The 20,317-nt window shown below is 46.7% G+C and carries 18 protein-coding genes and 1 tRNA gene; 6 read left to right on the forward strand and 13 right to left on the reverse strand.

All coding sequences use genetic code 11. From position 1 onward, the window contains the following. Positions 1-40: 40 nt before the first annotated feature. Positions 41-403 carry a ribosome silencing factor gene (gene rsfS, locus BN3912_RS08775; RefSeq protein ID WP_023983653.1) on the reverse strand — a complete coding sequence of 121 codons (363 nt, stop codon included), beginning with the start codon at positions 401-403 and terminating at the stop codon, positions 41-43. A 174-nt stretch (positions 404-577) separates the two neighbouring features. Between rsfS and BN3912_RS08780 the strand changes: the two genes are divergently transcribed. Further along, positions 578-648, forward strand: a tRNA-Gln gene (locus BN3912_RS08780). Between the two features lie 109 nt (positions 649-757). Here BN3912_RS08780 and BN3912_RS08785 read toward each other — a convergent pair. Together BN3912_RS08785 and BN3912_RS08790 are read right to left on the reverse strand one after the other, a co-directional pair. Then, positions 758-2,626, reverse strand: a complete 1,869-nt coding sequence (locus tag BN3912_RS08785; RefSeq protein ID WP_023983652.1) for a DUF349 domain-containing protein — start codon at positions 2,624-2,626, stop codon at positions 758-760. 118 nt (positions 2,627-2,744) lie between these two features. Continuing rightward, positions 2,745-3,671 carry a magnesium transporter CorA family protein gene (locus BN3912_RS08790; protein WP_023983651.1) on the reverse strand — a complete coding sequence of 309 codons (927 nt, stop codon included), beginning with the start codon at positions 3,669-3,671 and terminating at the stop codon, positions 2,745-2,747. 538 nt (positions 3,672-4,209) lie between these two features. Here BN3912_RS08790 and mnmA point away from each other — a divergent pair. Together mnmA and BN3912_RS08800 are read left to right on the forward strand one after the other, a co-directional pair. After that, positions 4,210-5,289, forward strand: coding sequence for a tRNA 2-thiouridine(34) synthase MnmA (gene mnmA, locus BN3912_RS08795; protein ID WP_036859050.1), 1,080 nt, complete (start codon positions 4,210-4,212; stop codon positions 5,287-5,289). Between the two features lie 104 nt (positions 5,290-5,393). Beyond that, on the forward strand, positions 5,394-5,771 hold the full coding sequence (locus BN3912_RS08800; protein ID WP_004369841.1) for a rhodanese-like domain-containing protein: 378 nt from the start codon (positions 5,394-5,396) through the stop codon (positions 5,769-5,771). On the opposite strand, the gene BN3912_RS08805 is transcribed toward BN3912_RS08800, so the two are convergent. After that, complete coding sequence (locus tag BN3912_RS08805) at positions 5,772-6,620, reverse strand: patatin-like phospholipase family protein (protein ID WP_023983648.1); 849 nt, start codon at positions 6,618-6,620, stop codon at positions 5,772-5,774. A 101-nt stretch (positions 6,621-6,721) separates the two neighbouring features. On the opposite strand from BN3912_RS08805, the gene BN3912_RS08810 reads away from it, so the two are divergent. Next, positions 6,722-7,039, forward strand: coding sequence for a heavy metal-binding domain-containing protein (locus tag BN3912_RS08810; protein WP_016665240.1), 318 nt, complete (start codon positions 6,722-6,724; stop codon positions 7,037-7,039). A 215-nt stretch (positions 7,040-7,254) separates the two neighbouring features. On the opposite strand, the gene BN3912_RS08815 is transcribed toward BN3912_RS08810, so the two are convergent. Then, positions 7,255-8,082 carry a hypothetical protein gene (locus tag BN3912_RS08815; protein ID WP_023983647.1) on the reverse strand — a complete coding sequence of 276 codons (828 nt, stop codon included), beginning with the start codon at positions 8,080-8,082 and terminating at the stop codon, positions 7,255-7,257. A 253-nt stretch (positions 8,083-8,335) separates the two neighbouring features. Here BN3912_RS08815 and BN3912_RS08820 point away from each other — a divergent pair, with 253 nt between their 5' ends. Beyond that, positions 8,336-9,631, forward strand: a complete 1,296-nt coding sequence (locus BN3912_RS08820; protein ID WP_023983646.1) for a pepsin/retropepsin-like aspartic protease family protein — start codon at positions 8,336-8,338, stop codon at positions 9,629-9,631. A gap of 58 nt (positions 9,632-9,689) precedes the next feature. Here BN3912_RS08820 and BN3912_RS08825 read toward each other — a convergent pair whose 3' ends face one another. The 5 genes from BN3912_RS08825 to lysS form a co-directional block, all read right to left on the reverse strand. Continuing rightward, positions 9,690-10,544 (reverse strand): GYF domain-containing protein, encoded by an 855-nt coding sequence (locus tag BN3912_RS08825; protein WP_064972301.1) that lies wholly within the window; start codon positions 10,542-10,544, stop codon positions 9,690-9,692. Between the two features lie 193 nt (positions 10,545-10,737). Continuing rightward, positions 10,738-11,475: an inorganic diphosphatase gene (locus BN3912_RS08830; RefSeq protein ID WP_004369847.1), complete on the reverse strand. Its 738-nt coding sequence runs from the start codon at positions 11,473-11,475 to the stop codon at positions 10,738-10,740. A gap of 13 nt (positions 11,476-11,488) precedes the next feature. Beyond that, positions 11,489-12,844, reverse strand: coding sequence for a glucose-6-phosphate isomerase (locus BN3912_RS08835; RefSeq protein WP_023983644.1), 1,356 nt, complete (start codon positions 12,842-12,844; stop codon positions 11,489-11,491). Positions 12,845-12,904: 60 nt separating this feature from the next. Further along, on the reverse strand, positions 12,905-13,900 hold the full coding sequence (locus tag BN3912_RS08840) for an NAD(P)H-dependent glycerol-3-phosphate dehydrogenase (protein ID WP_004369849.1): 996 nt from the start codon (positions 13,898-13,900) through the stop codon (positions 12,905-12,907). Positions 13,901-14,104: 204 nt separating this feature from the next. After that, the gene (gene lysS / locus BN3912_RS08845) at positions 14,105-15,841 is read right to left on the reverse strand and encodes a lysine--tRNA ligase (RefSeq protein ID WP_023983643.1); all 1,737 of its coding nucleotides are present in this window, start codon (positions 15,839-15,841) and stop codon (positions 14,105-14,107) included. A gap of 268 nt (positions 15,842-16,109) precedes the next feature. Between lysS and BN3912_RS08850 the strand changes: the two genes are divergently transcribed. Further along, on the forward strand, positions 16,110-17,045 hold the full coding sequence (locus BN3912_RS08850) for a DMT family transporter (RefSeq protein ID WP_023983642.1): 936 nt from the start codon (positions 16,110-16,112) through the stop codon (positions 17,043-17,045). Positions 17,046-17,183: 138 nt separating this feature from the next. On the opposite strand, the gene BN3912_RS08855 is transcribed toward BN3912_RS08850, so the two are convergent. The 3 genes from BN3912_RS08855 to BN3912_RS08865 form a co-directional block, all read right to left on the reverse strand. Beyond that, positions 17,184-17,726 (reverse strand): NUDIX hydrolase, encoded by a 543-nt coding sequence (locus tag BN3912_RS08855; protein ID WP_023983641.1) that lies wholly within the window; start codon positions 17,724-17,726, stop codon positions 17,184-17,186. A 19-nt stretch (positions 17,727-17,745) separates the two neighbouring features. Beyond that, the gene (locus tag BN3912_RS08860) at positions 17,746-18,873 is read right to left on the reverse strand and encodes an AAA family ATPase (protein ID WP_036859046.1); all 1,128 of its coding nucleotides are present in this window, start codon (positions 18,871-18,873) and stop codon (positions 17,746-17,748) included. Positions 18,874-19,027: 154 nt separating this feature from the next. Beyond that, a complete protein-coding gene (locus BN3912_RS08865; protein WP_036859043.1) occupies positions 19,028-20,305 on the reverse strand; it encodes a BaiN/RdsA family NAD(P)/FAD-dependent oxidoreductase in 1,278 nt (425 codons plus the stop codon). Positions 20,306-20,317 lie beyond the last annotated feature (12 nt).

Here is a 20,317-nt window from a genome sequence, read left to right on the forward strand (position 1 = left end):
TTATTATGGCTTACATTCAAAAGCTATGCCAATTATTCTTTTATTCCTCAGAATTAGGAATTCTCGTCAGTTTGGCGTCTTGCCAAAGGTTCTCCAAATCATAAAAAGTACGGACTTCCGGTTGAAATATGTGCACAAGTACATCTACATAGTCTAAGGCTACCCACTGGTTATTGCCCAGACCTGCCACATTTACCGGTTTTTCTCCGGTGTCCTGTCTTACCGTGTCGCCTACTGATTCGGTAATGGCCTCTACTTGTGTAGGCGAGTTTCCCTGACAAATAATAAAATAGTTGGCAATGGTGCCATCGATACCTTGTAGGTCTACGATGGTTATATCTTGTCCCTTCTTCTCTTGTATCCCCTTGGTAATTGTCTTAACCAATAGCTTTATTTGCTCCATTGATTTTTAATGATCTACATATTAATATGCTACAAAGTTACAGTTAATTATCGGAATTTCGCGAAAAGCTATCCCTTATTTGCATTTTTTGGGGTAAAAAAGTAGAGAAAACCATTGCCAGTTCAAAAAAAAGAGCTAACTTTGCACTGCAAATCAGAAGGATTTGTTCTTAATTGGGATATGGTGTAATGGTAACACTACAGATTCTGGTCCTGTCATTCTTGGTTCGAGTCCGAGTATCCCAACTAAAGATAAAGAGGTTTCCTAAGGCATGGAGACCTCTTTTGTGTATATGATAACCGGTATAAAAAGAAAAGGTGTGAATTCCGTATTAACACCTTTCTTATAATATACTCATTCTGCATTTTGCCTGTCGATTGCTTTTATTTTTTGTTTTACCAATTCCAAGTCGTCTTTCAATTTCTGAACTTTATGATTCATTTCATCGATTAGGCTGTTTCCTTTCTTGCTTGAGGCATTCAAGAAACCGAGGTTATTCTCGTAAGTCTGTATTTCTTGTTTGAGCTGTTCGTATCTGCGCATCAGTTTCCCACGCTCGTTGTCGAGTGCATCTTCACCGCGTTTTACTACATTCTTTAAGTTATTTTTAAAGTCGTCGAGTCGTTTACGAGAGATGGAGATATGCAGTACGTCGTATAGCTTGTCGAGAATATCGTGATATTCTTTATATATTTTATCTTTGTCCTTAAAAGGAACGTGCCCTACCTTATTATATTCTTCAACCAAGGCCTGCACTCTCTCTTGGATATCATCTGCGGCATTCTCCGCTAATGCTTTCAGTTGTTCGATAATACTGCGCTTGGTTTCCAAGTTATTTCGCTCTTCGTCGCGGGTACCTGCATTGGCTGCATTGCGTGCATTGAAGAAATAATTGCATGCTTCGAGGAAATCGTTCCACAATTGGTCGCCTTGTTTTTTCGGTACAATACCGATAGTTTTCCATTCTTTCTGCAAGGCAATCAATTTATCTGTGGTAGATTTCCAGTCTGTACTGTCTTTCAAAGCACGGGCTTTCTCTATAAGAGCTTTCTTCTTTTCTGCATTTTCCGCGAATTTCTCCTTCATCTGTTTGAAGTATTCGGCTTTCCGAGTGAAAAAATCATCGCATGCTGCGCGGAAACGTTCGAATATCTTTACGTTCATTTTTTGTGGTGCAAAGCCGATAGTCTTCCATTGTGCCTGTAGTTCAATAATGGCTTTAGTATGTTTTTCCCAATCGCCTGTACCTTTATTTTCTTCCTTTGCAATGGTTTCTACTTGCTCGCAAAGTGCAGTTTTCTTAGAAAGATTTTCTTCTTCCTGTGAGCGTAGTTGCTCAAAATGCTGCTGATGTTTCTTGTTGATAACGGTAGAAGCGGCTTTAAAGCGTGCCCATATCTGCTCACGAAGGTCTTTTGCCACCGGTCCAATCTCACGATATTGCTGGTGGAGCTCCTGTAATTGGTGGAAGGCACTAATGATATCGCTCTCATCGGCAAGTTTTTCGGCTGCTTCACAGAGCTTCGTCTTCATTTCGAAGTTCTTCTTGAAGTCGTATTCACGTGCTTCACTGTTAAGTTTCAGCAAATCATAGAACTGCTCTACATACAGCTGATAGTTTCTCCACAGTTCGTTCGCCTTGTCTGCCGGCACGTTCTTTATCTCTTTCCATTCCTGTTGCAATGCCTTAAACTCTTGGAAAGACTTGTTTGCTTCATCGGGAGAAGTGGCAATAGATTTAATTTTTTCGATGATTTCGAGTTTCTTTTTCAGGTTTTCTTTCTTCTCCTCTTCCTGTTGAAGGAACAGTTTGGCACGTTTTTCTTTAATGAGTCCCATCTCTGCCTTGAACACTTCTTCGTCTTCATCGGGCATGATTTGGTACTTATCCGGATCTCCGCCAGCATCAAGATATTCTTTCTGTTTGGCGTCTCGTTCGGCTATATGCAGTTTATAGAAAGTAGTTTTCAACAGATCCAATTCATCCTTTTTGGGATTTTCATCGTTTCTAACGATTTCTTTCAGGCGCTCTATTACCTCTTGTTTGGTCTTGTACGCCTTAGAAACAGCAGCCGACTTGTCCTCACCGCCGTTTTCAGGCTCTTCAGACGGTATGTCGGTAGATTGTTCTTCCTGTATAGGCACAGCATTTGCTACAGCTTCAACCTGCTTATCATCATCTTTTCTTACCTCTTCTTCTAAGGCATTCTCTTGAAAGTCCATTGTTTTGCCGTTTAAGTTTATGATTTGGGTTTTTCCAAAAGATATATTATAGACTGCAAACTTAAATAAAAAAAACGTAATTACCTAATTAAATACGTTTTTTTTAATGTCCGGATGATTAAAGTAGTCTTTTCGATCTTAATATCCACCATGAAACTCCGGAGACGACAAACGATATTACCAACGCCATTATAAAGCCGAAGCGGCTGTGCTCCATGCCGTTGATAAGATTCATACCGAATAGGGATGCGATGAGTGTAGGGAACATCATGATGATACTGACCGACGTCAGAGTACGCATAACCGTATTCATATTGTTGTTAATAATGCTCGAATAAGTATCCATGGTAGACTCTAAAATGTCGGAATAGATACTGGTTGTCTCGCGTGCCTGCGTCATTTCGATGTTCACATCCTCTATCATATCGGCATCGAGTTCGTCCACCTGCAGCTTGAATTTCAGCTTGGCAAGCAGATTCTCATTACCGCGGATAGAGGTTATAAAGTAGGTGAGCGAGTCTTGCAGACGGCTCAATCCGATCAAACTCTCATTATTTACTTCGTGATCAAGGTTATGCTTGGCTTTTTCTATCAGGTTGTTAATCTGTTTCAACCGTTTCAGATACCATACTGCAGACGACAGGAAGAGGCGGAAAATCATATCCACATAGTCGGTAAAGCCCACGCCTCGTTTCTGTTGATAGCTTACAAAGTCTATCATCATATTGGTTTCGTAGTAGCAAACCGTGATGGTTACGTCGCGTTTATGAATAATACCGATCGGCACGGTAGTATAAGGAGTGCGGCTGCGTATCTCCTTTACGTAAGGAATACGTAAGATAATGAGCATCCATCCGTCATCATATTCGTAGCGGGCACGCTCGTCCGTATCGCTTATGTCCGATAGAAAGTAATCCGGTATGGCGAATTTATCTTCCAATTCCTGCTGATCTTCTTCAGTAGGACATGTAACTTGTATCCAGCAGTTAGGCTCCCATTCGTTGATAGCCTTAAGGTTTCCGTTGATATTCCAGTATGTTCTCATAATGATCTTGACCTTCCAAATGAATAAAAATAGGGCATGAAGGCCAGTTACATGAGAATACCGCCTCCATCAATCAGTTCTTATTTTCCGCGTGATAATCGTCCATAAATTCGTTATGCTTTATGTTTTGTGGTGCAAAAGTAAACATTTTTTATTAAAAAACATCGGCAATAAGTATGTTTTTTCTTATTGCCGATAATTTTTTTCATGCTATCTGTGTAAAATGGTCGAATTGGCTGTCTTGTCTGCTCCTATGTCGTGGTGTTGCGACTTACGCCCGAAATCGGAGCTATACGAACATTTTTACACGTAAAGTTGCGCAATATGGTTCTGATAGAAGTAATGTTTGAACCTTTCAGGCATACTGTGTAAGTGGCGTAGACATGCCATGTAAACCGCTTAGGTAGTATATCCGATCCGTTAAACTCTGTGGAACGAGGGGCGATATTGCGAAAGATTTCGTAACTTTGTACCGTGTTTATGCCCCATGGAAGGGGCACAAAGCGCAGATATAAGGTAAATCAAGAAAGGACGAAACGTGTTGAATACAGAGGAACTCAAGGGGAAAAAGATCGCTGTATTGCTTTCCGGCGGTGTCGATAGCTCCGTTGTAGTGTACGAATTAGTACGGTTAGGGCTGCTTCCCGATTGCTTTTACATCAAAATAGGGCCCGAAGAACAGGAACAGTGGGACTGTTCATCGGAAGAAGACCTCGAGATGGCCACCGCTGTAGCGGCAAGATACGGCTGTCGTTTGGAGATCGTGGACTGTCATAAGGAGTATTGGAGTGAGGTAACCCGTTACACTATGGATAAAGTTCGCGCCGGATTTACGCCTAATCCCGATGTAATGTGCAACCGACTTATTAAGTTCGGCGCCTTTGATGAGAAGGTGGGGCACCGTTACGACTTCATTGCAACGGGGCATTATGCACAAACCGAGATGATCGGAGGCAAGAAATGGCTCGTTACAAGCCCCGATCCGGTGAAAGATCAGACCGACTTTTTAGCGCAAATATATAACTGGCAATTGCGAAAGGCGTTATTTCCGATTGGGCATTACATGAAGGATGAGGTGCGCGAGATTGCCGAACGTGAGCATTTAATCAATGCTAAACGCAAAGATTCTCAAGGCATTTGCTTCCTTGGGAAGATAAACTATAACGATTACATACGCCGTTTTCTCGGCGAAAATCCGGGGGATGTCATCGAATTAGAGACCGGACGTAAGATCGGGATGCACCGCGGATTATGGTTCCACACCATAGGCCAGCGCCACGGACTGGGCTTCGGCGGCGGTCCGTGGTATGCTGTAAAGAAAGATGTGGCGCAGAACGTGCTTTACGTAAGTAAGGGATATGAGCCGCAGACGGCTTTTCAGCAGGATTTCAAGGTACATGATTTCCACTTTCTTACCGAACCTGTCGACATGAAACATGTCACTTTCAAGATACGCCATACCCCTGAATACCATTCGGCTCTGCTTGAGAAGACCGCCGAAAGGGCCTATACGGTTCATTCGACCGAGCAGATACAAGGCGTAGCCCCCGGACAATTCTGCGTTGTTTACGACGAACAGCACCACCGTTGTTTCGGTTCGGGCGAAATAACGCTGTAGGGCAGAAACGGAAAACGAGCTGTCTGCGGATGCTTGTTTACCTGTGGATGGGAGAATAACCGGAATTTTACCGGTATTATTATATCAACAAATCGAAGATAAAAATGAACAAAAGCTTAAAAACACTGCTTATGGGAATCTTGAGTTTGCTCTTCGGAGCGTGCACGCATCATGGCAATATCGAGTCTGTAGATGCCGAAACCTTTGCCAAGGCCATACGTGCAGAGCACGTACAACTACTGGATGTGCGCACTGAAGGGGAATATAACGCCGGTAGAATTGAATATGCCGTAAATGCAGACGTAATGCAACCCGACTTCTTGGACCGTGTATTGCCGCTATTTGTCAAAACAAAGAAGGTATATGTGTATTGTCGTTCCGGTAAACGCAGCATGAATGCCGCACGACAGCTCACGGCAAAGGGCTTCAAGGTGGTAAATCTTGCCGGCGGAATTATGGAATGGCAGAGCAAGAACCCCTGACTATCGGCTCAGGAATTTGCGGATAGCCGGCATATTCTCGGTGGCTATCCGTCTTCCCTCGTCGTATACCCGCTGCATTTCCGTAGGATCGTGGCTGGTATGCGATATCTTTATCTTGCTTTGGGGGCGTATTACTAAGGTGTTGCCTGCCCGTTCCTGCTGTTTTACGTAGGCCAATTCTCGGTTGTACATGGCCGGTCTGTCGGCCATAGCCCGCAGAAAAGCGGGATACTTTCGCAACAATATCTTCATCAGCCACAGCAGAGAGCTCCGCTTTTTTACATATCCGTCGGGCTGAGTCAGCACTACTATGTTGCGTTCGTAACCTATGTGTTGGAAGAATTCGAGCGGTATGGAGTCGGCAACTCCGCCGTCTAAAAGTTTTATACCCCTTATTTCGACCACATGCGATACCAATGGCATCGATGCAGAAGCACGTATCCATTCGTTACATTCGTAGGTATGTTGCATGAGTTTCTTATAAATAGGTTTGCCGGTTGTTACGTCTGTGCACACTGCATAGAACTCCATCGGGTTTGCATCGAATGTCTGTGAGTCGAATACATCCAGTTTATCGGGCAAATCATGGTAACAAAACTGCTTTCCGAACATGTCTCCCGTCAGCAAGAGCGACTTCCAGCTGCAATAGCGCCAGTCTTTAGCATAGCGTTTGTTATATCTTATCACCCTTCCGTGCTGCTTCGATTTGTAATTACAGCCGAATGCAGCGCCGGCCGACACGCCTATCAGACCGTCTGTCTGCACGTTGTTTTCCATCAATACATCGAGAATGCCGGCCGTAAAAAGCCCTCTCAATGCTCCTCCTTCGAGTACTAATCCGGTTTTCATGTTCTATTTTATAGTTGTTTTCGGGGCAAAAGTAAGATATTTTTCGTAGTTTTGTGCGGATTAAACAAAGTTTAAACATCAACTAAATAAAGCAAATGCGTATGATACTAACTACAACACCGACCATTGAAGGTTCGCAGATACGTGAATACAAGGGCATTGTAACGGGCGAAACCATAATAGGAGCCAACGTTATAAAGGACTTTTTTGCAGGTATACGCGATATTATCGGCGGACGGAGTGCCTCTTATGAGAAGGTATTGAGAGAGGCTAAGGATACTTCGTTACACGAAATGGAGGAACGGGCGGCCCAGTTGGGTGCCAATGCCGTGGTGGGTATCGATATTGATTATGAAACCGTGGGCAGCAATAGCAGTATGCTGATGGTAACAGTCAGCGGTACTGCCGTTGTTATTTAGTGCTCGTATCTGTGCAGTACCGATAACCTTTTTCTGCAATATGCATGTATGTTGCAAGACGTGTGATATGCCTTGTAGCAGTATGCCGTATGTCTATGTCTAACAGGCGATACCTCTAACCGGCGTAGGTATACGGTCTGTGTGTCTTAGAACGGGTATTCGTGGTGTGCTGAGCATGGAGAGAAGCGTGTTGAATGCTACATTTTAAAGCGTTGTCAGTAGTTCTCCAAAGCCTTTTTCAACCGTTCTTTCTGCCGTATCTTTTTGCTCGATTGCAGATGAAAGAGCCTGCCGAAATCGAAAATCGGCATAACGGAGAACGATGTGTTCCATTTATGCATTACAGGATCGTAATACCTACTGATCATAGGTATTAGTGCAAACCACGAATTAACGCGTATCTTGGCGTACGCTCCGTAACTGTTAGTGGGCGTAAATATCGATGTAGGACCGATATTCCTAACGTTCGGCACGAACGAACCCTGCACCCCGATGGCTATGCGGTTACTTATTTGATACTCGGCACCTGCATGGAATGCCGCTACGTTGCTGTTCCAAATAAAATTCTGATACTTCCCAACCATAACGCCTCCGCTGAGTGTGAGGTTACTTTTATGGTAAATCAGGTCGAAGTTGGCCGTTATATTTTGCGATAACCCCAGCACTTGGTTGTACGAAGAGCCGGTAGAAAGGTTCAGGTTGGGGGCTATATGGTAAACGCCCAACTCATTTTTCAACGCTTCGGCATCGAAGTGAAAGGCGGGCGGCGGCGCTTTGTCTTCCATAGGATTGGGAAGTGCGAACCGTTGAATGGCATAATCGTGGAAGTTTACCTCGGGAACATCTATCTTGAGCGGTTCGTTCTTCAGCCATTCTTGATACTCGCGGTCGAATTCCACGGCTGTAGAATCGTATTCGGATGGTACTGCTTTCCCATTTTCAGTGTGGAACTGTCTTCGTTGTTTGTCGATTTCCTGCGCCTGCACATAGTATGCAGGCAGGTAAAATGTGGCAATAATGTAAAATAACTTTGAGCAATGCATCTTCAATGGATGAACTTTTGTTGGGCTGCAGCCTATCTTCTGCAATGGTAGAGCAAACCGAATGCAATGGAACTTGTTCCGTATTGCTGAGGTGCAGCCTATCTTCTGCAAAGTTAGATATTATCTTTATTGCGTATAGGTTACGGATGTTAATATTTTTTATTCGTGGTGTTATTTATTCCTACGGATTGTTTAATTGTGTAATAAATAACTTATCTTTGCAACGGTCTGCGTGTAAAACATGGGTTTATAGATGGTAAAGAAGTGTTATCGGTTGCTTTTGGCGTTGTTGCTTACGGTATGGAGCCTCGATGTATGTAGTCAGAATGCCGACATAACGGCCTCTGAACTGATTGCAGACGGCCGTTGGTTCGAGCTGAAACGGCATTTCGATACGCATAAAGACAGTATGAGCGCCCCTTTAAGAGACTATGCAAAGGCGTGGGTGTATAGTGCTTTCGATAACAGGCGGGCGGCTTGTCGGGCTATCAGGTACTTGCTAAGGCACCGAGCCGATGCGTTGACGCCCGATACATACCTGCGATTGGTGCAGGAACTGGCCTGTGTGCTCCATCGGGATGGGCGCGATAAGCAGGCTGCAAAGGTTTTTCGGCGATACTGTAGGCAGGGAGTAGCGGGTGCAGACTCATCGGCTGTGGCCGATAACCGTCGTTATGAGGCATTGTATAAGGCCTATGCTGCCCGTCCGCAGAAAACCTTCAAGCGCCACGGAGATGCGGTTATCCCGTTTCGGTTAGACTCTGTAGGCAACGCGGGGCATGCATCTGTCGACCTTATGATACCCGCCCGACTGAACGGAACGCTGCTTACGGCGTGCTTCGATACGGGTTCGAGTGCAAATGTGCTGTCGCTCCGTTTGGCACGGCAGTTGCATCTACGCCTTACGGATGTGCCTGTAAAGGTGGATGGGGCAAGCAGAATAGAGGGACGGATGGCCTTTGCCGACAGTTTGTCGATGGGAAATATCGTGCTTAGGAATGTGCCGTTCTATGTGTTCGATACCCCTGTATCGGATGCAGAGAGTACTTATAACCTCGCTCATTTGCAGTTTATCTTGGGTATGCCGTGGATGGAAGCGCTCGGCACGGTGCATGTACGGCTGAAAGACCGTGTAATTGTTTCGCCTGCATGGCAGCCCTTGCGCTACGAGGAGCCCAACCTGTGTTATTCATTGTCGGCCCGCGTGTTGAACACCCGACTGCAGCATGCCGATTATACATTCGAGGCAGTGCCCGATTTCGGTGCTTCTCATACCGTTTGGGGGCGTGCTTTCATGGATTGTCACCGCAATTATGTGCTGGAATACGGTTGCCGTAAGAATGTTGTTTACGGCGGATTGGGCGGAATGAAAGAGGGTATGGAGTATGTATTGCATGGGTTCGATGTGCAATTAGGGTATCTGCGCCATACGTTCCCTGCGGTTCCGGTGTTCGAACAAGAAGCGGATAATTTGCTCGGGATGGATTTCTTCTGCTGCTACCGCGAAGTGGTGTTCGACTTGAAGAATATGCTTTTGTCGGTATATTGAACAAAATAAGACGCATACCTGTAGCTTTCAGGTATGCGCCTTGTGTAAGATACGAGTGTCAGTCGTTGCCTTTGATAAAATCGATGATGTCGTCTATCACTTTTCCGATGCCTTCCGAAGTGGTGCTGTCGGTCTGTTCGTCGACCTTATCTTTCACTATTTTGTCCACCGAGGTTACTATCTTGTCGCCCAAGCCATTGTCTTTATCGGCGGTTTCCGTATCGGTCGAGTCGTTTCCGCTGCCTTTCGTGGCGCCTTGACGGGTACTTTTGCCGAAGAAATTACCCTGCTGTTTCTCCATCAGTTCTATCATATCGTCCGAATCGGCGGTAAACACGTGTCCCATAAAGCCATAAGATGTGGTGTACGAACGGCCGTTCCATCGGATTGAAGTAGTAGAACAAACAAGATAGTTGTGGTATTCGAGCAGGTTATTCATGGCGGTTTTTATCATTCCGCCTGCAATCAGCTTGTTGAACATGGCTATTCCGGCAGCGAAGATGTCACTGTCTTCGCTTGTTTGATGGTCGATAACCTTTACCAATTGCTCCTTGATGATATCCTTATGTGTCTGCTTCGACGGGTTTGTAAATAAGCAAATCAGCAGTAAGATACCTAATAAAACGCCTGCAATTGTTATTTTTCTGTGGCGTCTGTGGTGCTTCTTGGTGTCTTGTATGGGCATGGTTTGCAACTCAGACGGTGGTTCTACGGGCGGTCGATAGGGAGGTGGTACGGTTGTTTGGGCGGTATTGTAGAGAAATTGCTTAAGTTCGTCTACTTTCCATGCCGGAGTCCAGTCCGTCATACCCTCTGCCCAAACCAGCGTGTCGGAGGGTATATGCTTGTCGCGCAGTTCGTCTACCGAGAACGGACCTTGCTGTTCGTTGTTTTCAATGATAAAATATTTCATGTCGTTATTTATGAATGGTAGCTTCGTGCGGTGTTTCCGACGAACGGGGAGCTATGCCTTAAAGCAGGCGTGGCTGCCGAGTGTGCCAGACAGATGTGCCGTTTAAGGCCGATAGGTATGCCGTTTAGGGCCGATAGATGTGCAGTATATGTTTGATGGAAAGCCGTCTGCCGGCGATAGGGCATGAGAAGAGCTACGATAAATCGAAATTTGCGGCCAATAGGTCCCATGCCTCTTTGAGGTCGGTCATCTTCTTAAAGAGGAGATTTGCACCTTCTGCGGTCAACGAGGCATCGGGTAAAGGACCGCTGTTTACGGCTATGGTGAAGATATTTGCCGATACGCCGGCCCTAACTCCCATAGGTGCGTTTTCTACCACTATGCCTTGCCACGGCTGCAGGTTGCCTGCTTTCTGCAAACCCATTAGGTATGGTTCTGGTGCAGGCTTGCCCTGTTGCACATCGTAGGCCGTTACGATGCAGTTCTCGTTTACAAATTCCTTGAAATCATGGGCCATCCGTTTGATGAGAGTGTGCTGTGCACTGCCGGTAACGATGCCTATTTGCAGACCTTTTTGCCTGATCTTGCGCATCAGTTCCGTTACTCCGGGCATGACAGGTGCCGTGGGCAGCAGGCCGAACACGCGTGCTTTCTCATCGTACATGCGCTGTGCTTCGGCTTCATCGATATCTTTGTTCTGCTGCTGTTTTACGAGTGTACGGATCGTATCCACGCCGCGCATGCCCTCCGTGGCGTATGCCTCGCGGGCCGACATGCGTATTCCGTAGCCTTTCATTGCCTGCTCCCACGCCGTTGCATGGTTGGGCATGGAGTCGTAGAGCACACCATCCATATCGAAAAGCACGACTTTTGGGGCAAACGTCTTGTAGTCGTGCTTTTCTAAATAGGCAGTTATTTCTCGGTTATACATGCGTTATAACGGATTATTCCTGTGCAAGTCGCTCTTTTATAGCCTTGCTTTCGGCCTCGTATCCCGGCTTGTCGAGCAGTGCAAACATATTCTTTTTGTATGCTTCTACGCCCGGCTGATTGAACGGATTGACGCCGAGAACGTTGCCGCTGATACCGCATGCGATCTCAAAGAAGTAGATCAACTGCCCGATATAGTACTCGTTAAGCTCGGGAACACTGATGCGTATGTTCGGTACACCGCCGTCTACATGGGCAAGACGTGTGCCCAATTCGGCCATTTTGTTCACTTCATCAACGCGTTTCCCTGCAAGGAAGTTCAATCCGTCTAAGTTCTCGTCGTCGTGGGGGAACAACATGTTTCGGTTAGGGCGTTCTATGCTGATCACTGTTTCGTAGATGGAACGCTCTCCTTCCTGTATCCATTGGCCCATAGAGTGGAGGTCTGTCGTGAAATCACATGATGCCGGAAAGATTCCTTTATGGTCTTTACCTTCGCTCTCTCCATATAATTGCTTCCACCACTCGCTCATGTAATGCAGCTTGGGCTGGTAGTTAACCATGATTTCTATCTTCTTTCCCGCCTGTGAATAGAGTGCATTCCGCACCGCGGCATACTGTGCAGCGATGTTATCCTCGAAAGATACGGCCGGCGAAGTGGCTTTTTCCATGTCTACAGCGCCTGTAATCAAGGCTTTGATATCATATCCGGCGCAGGCAATGGGTAGTAGTCCCACCGGTGTGAGCACCGAGAAACGACCGCCGACATTATCGGGAATAACGAAACTCTTATAGCCTTCTTTGTCTGCACAGGTGCGTGCGGCTCCTTTCTTGGCGTCGGTAATGGCTACGATCACATCCTTTGCTTCTGCTTTACCGCGTTGCAATTCGCATTGTTTCTTCAATAAACGGAAGGTAAGAGCCGTTTCAGTGGTGGTACCCGACTTGGATATGTTGATTACACCGAACTTCTTGTCTTTCAAGAAGTCGGTAAGTTCGGCGAGATAGTCCTCTCCTATGTTGTTTCCGGCGAACATAATCGTCGGGTTTCTCTTATCGTTAATGAGCCAAGAGAATGAATTTGCGAGCGCTTCTATTACCGCACGTGCCCCGAGATAACTGCCCCCGATGCCGGCAACCACTATCACTTCGCACTTTTCACGCAATGTTTTGGCGCATTCTTCTATCTCTTCGATGAAAGCGGGTGTAACGGATGACGGAAGATGAAGCCATCCCAAAAAGTCGTTACCCGGGCAAGTACCCCTCTCAAGTGCTTCTTGTGCGGCTTTTACCTGCGGTGCATAAGCCTTCACGGTGTCCTTTTTCAGGAATTGTGCGGCCTTTGTAATGTCTAAGCTGATACTTTTCATTGTTGTTGTTTATTTAAAATGTTTGACGTTCTTCTTATACCTGTTCCCGTTATACGGGCCTTATCGGAAAGAATCAGTCAGTAGTTTAATCTCTATTTCGGGGTTTATACGTTCGTAAAGAATATTGTATATCGCATCGAGGATGGGCATATTCACGTGCATGTGGCGGTTGATTTCCTTCATACACTTGGTACCGAAGTAGCCTTCGGCTATCATCTCCATCTCGATTTGAGCACTCTTAACGCTGTAACCCTTGCCGATCATCGTGCCGAAAGTGCGGTTACGACTGAAATTGCTGTAGCCTGTAACGAGTAAATCGCCAAGGTATACGCTGTCATAAACGCTCCTCTCGATGGGATGGATGGCCGTAAGAAAGCGAGACATCTCCTGAACTGCATTCGACATGAGTACTGCTTGAAAGTTGTCTCCGTACTTCAAACCGCTGCAAATGCCCGCGGCTATGGCATATACATTCTTCAATACGGAGGCGTATTCGATACCGATAACGTCGCTGGAAGTCTTTGTTTTGATGAAATCCGAGGAAAGTATGTCTGAAAAAGCCTGTGCCTTCTCCACGTCGGAGCAACCTATGGTAAGGTAAGAGAGTCTTTCGAGCGCCACTTCTTCTGCGTGTGAAGGGCCTCCGATGACGGCAAGATGGTCGTTAGGCACGTCGTATACCTGATGAAAATACTCGGAACAAACGAGGTTCTCATTAGGTACAATGCCCTTAATTGCCGTTATGATGAACTTATCGTGCAGGTCTGTCTTTAGTTTGTTGAGGTGGTTTTTCAGATAGGGCGACGGCGTAACGAATACAAGCGTTTGGTATGCGTCGACTATCTTGTTGATATCCGACGACATGAACAACTCTTCGATGTTGAAATGCACGCTTGTCAGGTAAGCCGGATTATGCCCCAAGCGCTTGAAGTCGGCTATCCTATCGTCGCGACGCATATACCATCCGAGGTGATGAGTGTACTTCACCACGATCTTGGCAATAGCTGTAGCCCAGCTGCCTCCTCCGATTATCGCTATTTTACCTATGTCGAACATCCTATTTTATTAAAGGTAGAAGGGTGGAACCTTAAAGGTAAAAAGGTGAAAGGGCAAAGGGGTAAAAAGGTTTTTGCATATCTTTTCCAAGAACAGAGCAATTAACTTTTAAGGATAAAGCGCCTCTGAAACTCTTTTACTTTTCTATCTTTTTGCTCTTTAACCTTTTATCTCATCTCTTTACCTCTTTACTTTTTTACCTTTTCACCCCTTCTCTATAGCCTTGTCGATCCATGTCTGGAACTCTTCTACCTTGGGGTTATCGTAGCCCAACTTATATTTTTTGTTAATTCCGCATACCTCCATCTGGAGTTTCTGCGCCTTTTCGTCTTTAATATCCGATACAAGATTGTAGCCTGCCTTATTGAAAACGGGCACCCATTCCTCGGGTATACCGATGGCCTTCCATTCTTCTACCGAGCTTTTGGGTATCTTCTTCTCCGGCTTCATCTGCGGGAAGAAGAGCACTTCCTGTATGGTTGTCTTGCCTGTCATGAGCATTACGAGGCGGTCGATGCCTATTCCGATGCCCGAAGTCGGTGGCATTCCGTACTGTAGAGCCCGCAAGAAGTCCTGATCGATCACCATTGCTTCGTCGTCGCCCTTATCGGCCAGCTTCATCTGTTCAATGAAACGTTCCTCCTGATCGATGGGATCGTTCAGCTCAGAGTATGCGTTTGCCAGCTCTTTACCGTTCACCATCAATTCAAATCTCTCGGTAAGACCGGGCTTAGAGCGGTGCATCTTCGTCAACGGAGACATCTCCACGGGATAATCGGTGATGAATGTAGGCTGGATAAACGTACCTTCGCAGAACTCTCCGAATATCTCATCGATGAGTTTCCCTTTGCCCATAGTGTCGTCGAAGCCGTCCATTTCGAGCTTTTTACAGATACTCCGTATTTCCTCTTCGGTCTTTCCGTTAAGATCGTAACCGGTTCTTTCTTTAATTGCATCGAGTATCGGCAGCCGTCGGTAAGGCGCCTTAAAGCTCACGAGTTGCCCGTCTATCATCTGTTCAGGTTTGCCATTCACGGCGATGCAGATGGTTTCGAGCATCTTCTCTGTGAACTCCATCATCCAATTATAGTCCTTGTATTGCACATAGAGCTCGATACAGGTGAACTCGGGGTTATGTGTACGGTCCATACCCTCGTTGCGGAAGTTCTTTCCAATCTCGTAAACGCCCTCAAATCCGCCCACTATAAGGCGTTTAAGATAAAGCTCCGTGGCAATTCGCATGTACATATCCACGTTCAAGGCATTAAAATGAGTGATGAAAGGCCGTGCACTTGCGCCGCCTGCAATGTTCTGCAACGTGGGCGTTTCTACCTCTGTATAGCCGGCATCATCAAGTATTCGGCGCATTGTACGCAGTATAACAGCGCGTTTGAGGAACGTTTCTTTTACGCCATCGTTTACAACTAAGTCTACATAACGCTGCCTGTATCGCAGCTCGGGATCGTCGAAACGGTCGTAAGCCACACCGTCTTTATATTTTACAATGGGCAAAGGTTTGAGCGATTTGCTCAATACAGTAAGGCTTTTTGCATGCACTGATATCTCTCCGGTTTGTGTTTTGAACACGAATCCTTTCACTCCGATGAAGTCGCCAATATCGAGCAGTCGCTTAAAAACCGTATTGTACAGCTCCTTGTTGTCGCCCGGACAGATGTCGTCTCGCGTGATATACACCTGTATACGGCCCTTCGAGTCTTGCAATTCGGCAAAACTAGCCTTGCCCATCACACGTCTTGTCATCATTCTTCCGGCTATCACGACCTCACGTTCGTCGCCTTCTTTATACTCGTTCTTTATATCTGTGCTGAATGCATTCGTAGGATATTCGGCTGCGGGGTAGGGATCGATGCCCATAGCGCGTAATTCTTGGAGACTTTGGCGGCGCCCTATCTCCTGCTCACTAAGCTCTAAAACGTTCATATTTATTGTGTATATTTATCTTGATCGATGATGCAAAATTACGAAATTATTCCGAACAAGCCTATTATTTTCATATTTTTATAGGAACAGCGCCGGCAAGGAGTTCCGACAGACCTATGGTGTAAGGGGCATAGGGCAACGGTCTAAGCCGGACAGGTCTGTGGTGTAAGGCAAATAGATGTGCCATGCAAGACCGGCAGGGCAATGAAATAAACCGCATATTTATTTTGTCATTTTGTGGAGTTCGCGTAACTTTGCAGCCCGAAATATGGCATATTTAGGCGAAATAATATCCTTGGGCGTGGCTTTCTCGTGGACGATAGCCGCCCTATCCTGCGAGGTTGCGGCCAGAAAGCTGGGCGTTGTGGTAACCAATGTGTGGCGTATGCTGCTGGCACTTGTGCTTTCTATGTGTCTCATGTGGTGGGTTACGGGCTCGCCGATGCCCGTTTATGCGCAGTCGGAAGCATGGTTTTGGCTGCTTCTTTCGGGTGTAGTGGGCTATTTCTTCGGCGACTGGTGCCTCTTTAACAGTTATCTTACCATCGGTTCTCGGTACGGACAGCTCTTCATGACGCTTGCTCCGATGTTCACAGCCATTGCTGCTTGGGCCCTATTGGGGCAGCATCTGAATGCGGAAAGCATGGTGGCTATGGCCGTTACACTGTTGGGAATTGCCATATCAATACTTAGTCGTGGCGAGGGTAAACGTATGTCGTTGCAGCTTCCGGCCAAAGGTGTATTGTTCGGAATTGGTGCAGGTATCGGGCAAGGACTGGGCTTGGTGTTGAGCAAGATAGGGCTCGATCATTATACGGCCGATGTGCCTGTGGGCGTTCTTCCGCAGGTGGAACACATCTTGCCGTTCGGTGCAAACCTCATACGCTGCATAGCCGGCCTTGTTTGTTTCGGTCTTTGGCTCATTTTGAAGGGCGATGCAAAGCGTTTTGCCTGCGGGGGTGCCAACGGTAAAGCTATGGTTGCGCTTGTCATAGCGGTACTTTCGGGGCCGCTCATTGGTGTGGGTTTCTCGCTTATGGCGGTGCAATATACGGCTGCGGGCATAGCAAGCACGCTCATGGCTACCACGCCTATCATTATTTTGCTGCCCTCTTATTACATGTTCCATCAGAAGATAACACTCAAAGGTGTAGTAGGTGCGGTTATTTCAGTGGTGGGCGTGTCGCTTTTCTTCTTGCTTTAAAGAGCGAAAGAGTAGGGATGAATGATTAGCGAGGAATGGTTGTACCGTGGATAGTTTGCAGAAATTCGCGCTTTTCTCGTATGCCAGATGCTGTTTCTATACATAATCTTCCGATCGTTGCCGTGCGGTTTTGCAGCGTTATTTTGTTGTGGCGAAGTACTTCCACAGTGGGGCTGCCATCAATGCCTGATGGAACTCGCCGGCCTGCAGCATGGCAAGAACCTCGCTGCGTGGCGTGGGTATCACCTCTATGTCTTCGCTTTCGTCGAGATGTTGCCCCGAGACGCGTTCCACACCCGTGGCAAGAAAGCAGTGACAACGGTTGGTCATCAAGCCCGGATTGGGCATTATAGTCATGATATTTGTCCATTTACCGCCGCTATACCCCGTCTCTTCGAGCAGTTCACGTTTGGCCGCGTCGAGCGGTTCCTCACCTCTTTCGATCACACCTGCACAGATTTCTGTCGATACTTCGCCTGCCGCGTGGCGCCACTGATGCTCCAGAAGGATGTTGCCCTCACGGTCTTCGGCAATTACATTCACCCAATCGGGGAATTCCAATACGTAAAATTCATCGAAAACCTTGCCGTTCGGCAGCTCTACCTTGTCGCGTCGTGCCGTGAGCCAAGGCCGTTTAATGAGATAATCCGACTGTAATGTCTTCCATTTCTTAATAGTCATGCGATGATATGTTGAATGATTATGCCTTTTCTTTGAGCCACAGACCGAAGAAACGGTCATAAACTATATAGCCTTCCGGTTTATGATAAACCAGCTGTTTGTCGGTAAGAGCCTTCAAAGCCGTTCTGACTGAGCTCACCGCCCGCAGCCTGTATTTCGATATAAACTCGTGTGCAAAGGGCGAATATACGCACTCTTCTTTGGCTATAGCCTGCAACAAAAGGGCTTGGAGCTCCGTCAACGAGGCATAGAAGCTCTGGAAAACGCTCTCTTGTTCATCGGTTAACTCGCGTATAAGTCGATCTACGAGCGTTGTGTCTATCGTTTCATTATCGTATTGGTACGCTCTGTTGAGGATAGACTGCACGTACCACGTAATTCCGTCTACCTTATTATATAGATAGGCAAAGCATTCTTCGGAGATATCCCTATGCTGTTTGCGGAAAAAACGGTTGGCGAATCTGCGGTATTCCGTGCGGTCGACGCTGTCGAGGTGCATGATTTGCGAGCTTTGGAAGAACGGACGATTGGCCGAGGTGAACATTTCTTCCATGATATGCTGCATGCTTCCCGAAAACACAAAGTACACATTCGGCAGAAACTGTATGTAAGAACGAAGCTCGGCCTCTATGCCTTGGTCGGAATAATTGAGTATCTGTTGGAATTCATCGATAGCAACGTAGCACCTTTTCCCTGAAAGTTGCATGTATTCAAATATCTGTTTGAGTGTTTTGGTAGCCTCTGTAGGCTTGATATCCAGTGAAACCGAGGGTAATCCAGTTAGCTGATCGAACGAGATAACAGGCCTCCAACTGCCGAAAAACTCGGTGATTTTCCGCATTGCCCCTTGCGTATTCGTGTCGAGTCTGCCCAAGATAGTACGCGCAAACAGCTGTACCATCTGCCCTAGGTTCTTGGTTGAAAAGATGTCTATATAAAAACAACGGGCGGTAGGTTGCGATTTGGCGATCTTATCGAAAGCATGTAATATCAATCCGGTCTTGCCCATGCGGCGCTGGGCGATAAGTGTAACGTTCCTTTCGTTATAAAGTGCCGCGATCATTCGTTGGGTTTCGTCTACACGATCGCAGAAATAATCGGCGCCCTTGTAGCCGTATATCACGAACGGATTATTCAGTTCTTTCATACAAACATGGTGTATATTTACGTTGCGCAATTTACGCAATTTCTTTAAAAATACCAAATATTCCCGTTGTTTTCTCGTTTTGTTACGGTTATATATGTAAATAAGGTGGAGTAAAAAGTATTTTCTTGGGCGATATGCTGCCTGCCCGAGTGGCTTATACCACTATGTTTTGCCCCACGACATAACCGGTTGTCCACGCTGCCTGCAGGTTGAAGCCGCCCGTAATGCCATCTATATCCAAGATTTCGCCTGCAAAGAATAGGTGCGCACAGTGTTTGCTTTCGAGCGTGTTCATATCTATATTGCTCAAACTTATACCGCCGCACGTCACAAACTCATCGCGGAACGAGCCTTTGCCCGTTACTTCGTAAACGTCGTTTGTAAGCGCTTCCATCAATCGGTGGTTGTCTTTCTTGCCCAGTTCGCCCCATCTTTTGTCGGAAGCAATGGCGGTTCGTGCCAACAGATGTAGCCACAAGCGCGACGGGATGCCGAAAGGACGGATGGAAGACAGTTGTTTTTGTGCATTTCTAACGACCGTTTCCTGCAGATATTCTTCTATTTCGTTCATGTTATATCTGCCGATCCAGTTCACCGAAAGCGGGAAACGATAGCCGCGTTCACTGATGATACGCGCGGCATACGACGAGAGTTTCAGTATTGCGGGGCCGCTCATGCCCCAATGGGTGATAAGAAGTTCGCCCGTAGTGCGCATCTTTGTCGACGGTATGGATACCGCCGCGTGCTCCACAACAGTGCCCATGAGGCCGCGAAGTGCCTTGTCCGTTACGTTGAAAGTAAACAAAGAGGGCATCGGCATTGCTATTTCGTGCCCCATATCGGCCAGATATTGCACACTCGAGAGGCGCGGAGAACCGCCCGTAGTGATGGCTATACGGTTGAAAACCAGCGGTTGTTGCTCCTTGAAATGCAGTTCGAAATCGCCGTTCCCGAGCTTTTTAAGTGCAGTGAGCGTGTGTTGTATGCGTATTTCTACGCCTAATTGTCGCGCTTGCGCGGTAAGACAGTCGGTTACGCTGTGCGAGTCTTGCGACCGCGGAAATACGCATTGGTCTTCTTGTGTGGTCAGTGCAACGCCGTTATCTTCGAACCATTGGTAGGTCGAAACATAGTCGAATGTCTTGAAGAGACGCTTCATCAGCCTAAAACCGCGCGGATATACCTGCTTCAGGTCGGTAACATCGGCAAACGAGTTGGTAAGGTTACAGCGCCCACCTCCCGAAACTTCCACCTTTGCAAGTACCTTCTTCGTCCGTTCGAATACCGTTACACGGGCTTCGGGCAGTCTGCGTTTGGCGGTTATGGCAGCAAAGAAACCTGCTGCGCCGCCACCGATAATTGCGATATCGAGCATGTATGAGTAGTGAATTTGTTGGAAATATCTTTCCTGCAAATGTAGGCAAAAAGCCATAAATACACAAAC

Source organism: Prevotella phocaeensis, from assembly GCF_900065875.1.
GTDB lineage: Bacteria > Bacteroidota > Bacteroidia > Bacteroidales > Bacteroidaceae > Prevotella > Prevotella phocaeensis.